Annotated in this window: 1 protein-coding gene; it reads left to right on the top strand. The window is 65.3% G+C overall.

The features are described 5' to 3' along the window. On the top strand, positions 1 to 2,160 hold a 2,160-nt coding region (locus GY769_20940), incomplete at its 5' end, for an IS110 family transposase (protein ID MCP4204384.1). Between the last annotated feature and the right edge of the window lie 566 nt (positions 2,161 to 2,726).

Genomic DNA, 2,726 nt, shown 5'->3' with positions numbered 1-2,726 from the left:
TTCTTCGCCTATCTGAGCCAGCTCATTCCCCGCAACCTGGCCTCCGCGGTCATCGAGGACAACTACCTGGCGGTGCTCTTCTTCTCGGTCCTGATGGGGGTGGCCATCGGCTATGCCCCGGCGGAGGGTCGCGGCCCCGCGCTGGGCGTCATCGAGACCTTCTTCGACGCCCTGCTGCGGATCATCAACTGGATCATCTTCCTGCTGCCGCTGGGCCTGGCGTGCATCGTCGCCGGCGAGGTGGCCCGCGGAGGGCTCGAGTTCGTGCCGGTGCTCGGCAAGCTGATCGTGGTCAGCGCGGTGACCACGGTGGTCGCCATGGTGCTCTTCGGCGTCACCATCTGGCTGGCGGTGGGCGGGCGCCTGGCCGACGTCTTTCGCGGCGTGCGGGCGCCCCTGGTGGTCGCCTTCGCCACCTCGTCTTCGATGGCGTCGATCCCGGCGGCGATGATCGCGCTCAAGCGGCACTTCGGTCTGGCGGAGGAGAACGTCAAGCTGCTGCTGCCCCTGGGCGTGATGATGAACCCGATCGGCAGCGCGCTCTTCTTCAGCCTGTCGGCGATCTTCGCGGTCCAGCTCCACGCCCAGGCGCCGGGCCTCCTACAGCTCGACACCCTGGCGATGATCGTCGTCGGCTCGGTGCTGGCGGGGCTGGCGGCGATGGGTCTGCCCGGCCCCAGCGCGGTCTGGATGCTGGGCATCATCCTCGAGCCGATCGGCGTGCCGCCGGAGGTCGGGATCATCGCGCTGCTGGCGGTCGCCCCGATCATCGATCCGCTGTTCACCATGGTCAACGTGATGGGCAACTGCACGGCCACCTGCGTCCTCGACCGCAGGCTGGCGAGCCCGGAGCCGGAGGACGGGGCAGGCTCTGCTTCTTCACCCCGTAGATCCTATGCTGGCCAGCCGCCGTGGTACCGGGGCCGCCAGCGGGTCGCGGGAGGCGCTCCCAAGGTCAGTGGGAATGCGAAACGGGCCACGGTTGTTGAGCTTCCTACAGCTAACAACCTTAGGAGGAAACTCATGAGTACGACCGTGACCCAGAACGCAGAGTCTACCAACCGCCCGCTGTTTGTGTCTCTCGAGCTGAGCAACTCGAATTGGAAGTTGGGTTCGGGTCTGAGTCTGGGGCAAAAGCCCCGCGAGGTGAACGTTCCGGCGGGCGATCTGAGTCGCCTGGAGCGCGAGCTGGCGGCGGCGAAGAGGCGCTTCGGCCTGGCGGCGGAAGCTCCGGTCCTGAGCTGCTACGAAGCGGGCCGGGATGGTTTCTGGCTGCACCGGCATCTGGAAGGTGAGCTGCGGATCGCCAACGTGGTGATCGATCCCGCGAGCGTGTCGGTGAATCGGCGCGCCCGACGGGCGAAGACGGACGCTTTGGACGTGCGGAAGCTGTTCAAGCACCTGATCCGGTCGCAGGACGATCCGAAAGAGTGGAGCGTGGTCCGGGTGCCGAGTGTGGAGGAGGAAGATCAGCGGCATCTGCATCGCGAGCTGGTGACGCTCAAGGGCGAGAAGACGCGTCACAGCAATCGCATCCAGTCTCTGTTGGTACTTCACGGAATCCGGTGCTCGGTGGGCCGGAAGTTCTTGCACCTTCTCACCGAGATGCGCTTGTCCGATGGTTCGCCGCTGCCGCGGCAGTTGCGCTCTCGCCTGGAGCGGGAGTACGCGCGCTGGGCGTTGGTGGTCGAGCAGATCGCAGAGCTGACCAAGCAACGCCGTGAGGCGTTGCGCGAAGGGCAGGGTCCGGTGGCTGAGAAGGCTCGCCGGCTGAAGCGTCTGCGGGGGATCGGCGAGAACGGGAGCTGGCAGTTGTCCAGCGAGCTGTTCAGCTGGCGCCACTTCGCCAATCGGCGCCAGCTGGGCAGCTACGGGGGCCTGACGCCGACGCCCCACCAGAGCGGAGGTCCGGCACGCGAGCAGGGGATCGACAAGGCCGGCAACGCCTGGATCCGGCCAACGCTGATTCAACTCGCGTGGGGCTGGTTGCGCTTCCAGCCCAACAGCCAGCTCAGTCGCTGGTTTGAAGAGCGCTACGGGCAAGGCACGCGCCGATCTCGGCGCGTGGGGATCGTCGCTTTGGCCCGCAAGCTGTTGATCGCGCTGTGGCGCTTTGTCGAGCATGGCGTCGTTCCCGAGGGAGCGATTCTGAAGTCGTAGTCAGTGGCCTGAGGCCGACATCGAACGTCTGGCTTCCCGGAGGACGCACAACGGAAGAAGATCACGCGACATCGCCGATTCCAGAAGCCGGTGGGAGCGCGTCCGTGCCCACCCAGGGTCACCTACGGTACCGATTCTGTAGATTGGACCGCTCCCGACCGCGCTTCCCAGGCGCCTTGAGGCGTACGCAGCATTAGGTGTCCGACCTGAGCGTCGGCACGGATAGAAGGTCGTTCGAGGTGACACTCACCCAGAACTCCTCATGGAAGCCGCCGGCCTTTCGGAACTCGACGACGTGCGTAGACGGAAGAGGAACATCAGCGTGGCGCCGACCAGGGGAGAAATTTTGCTCGGAAGCAATCCCTCCTCTCATCCCTCCCAACCAAGCCATGAAGACACCTAATGGCGCCAGATATCGAGCGAGCTACCATGTTCGACACGGGATTGGTTTACGCAGAAGAAGCCAGAGAATTGGGGCTTGACAAACAGTGGCCACATAGAAGGGTGGGCCTTGGCCCACCTTCCGGCCGCAGGCCGGAAACATCTCGGAATGGGCGTGCACGACC

The organism is bacterium, assembly GCA_024224155.1.
Lineage (GTDB): Bacteria > Acidobacteriota > Thermoanaerobaculia > Multivoradales > JAHEKO01 > CALZIK01.
This window is presented reverse-complemented; position numbering and strand designations above follow the sequence as displayed.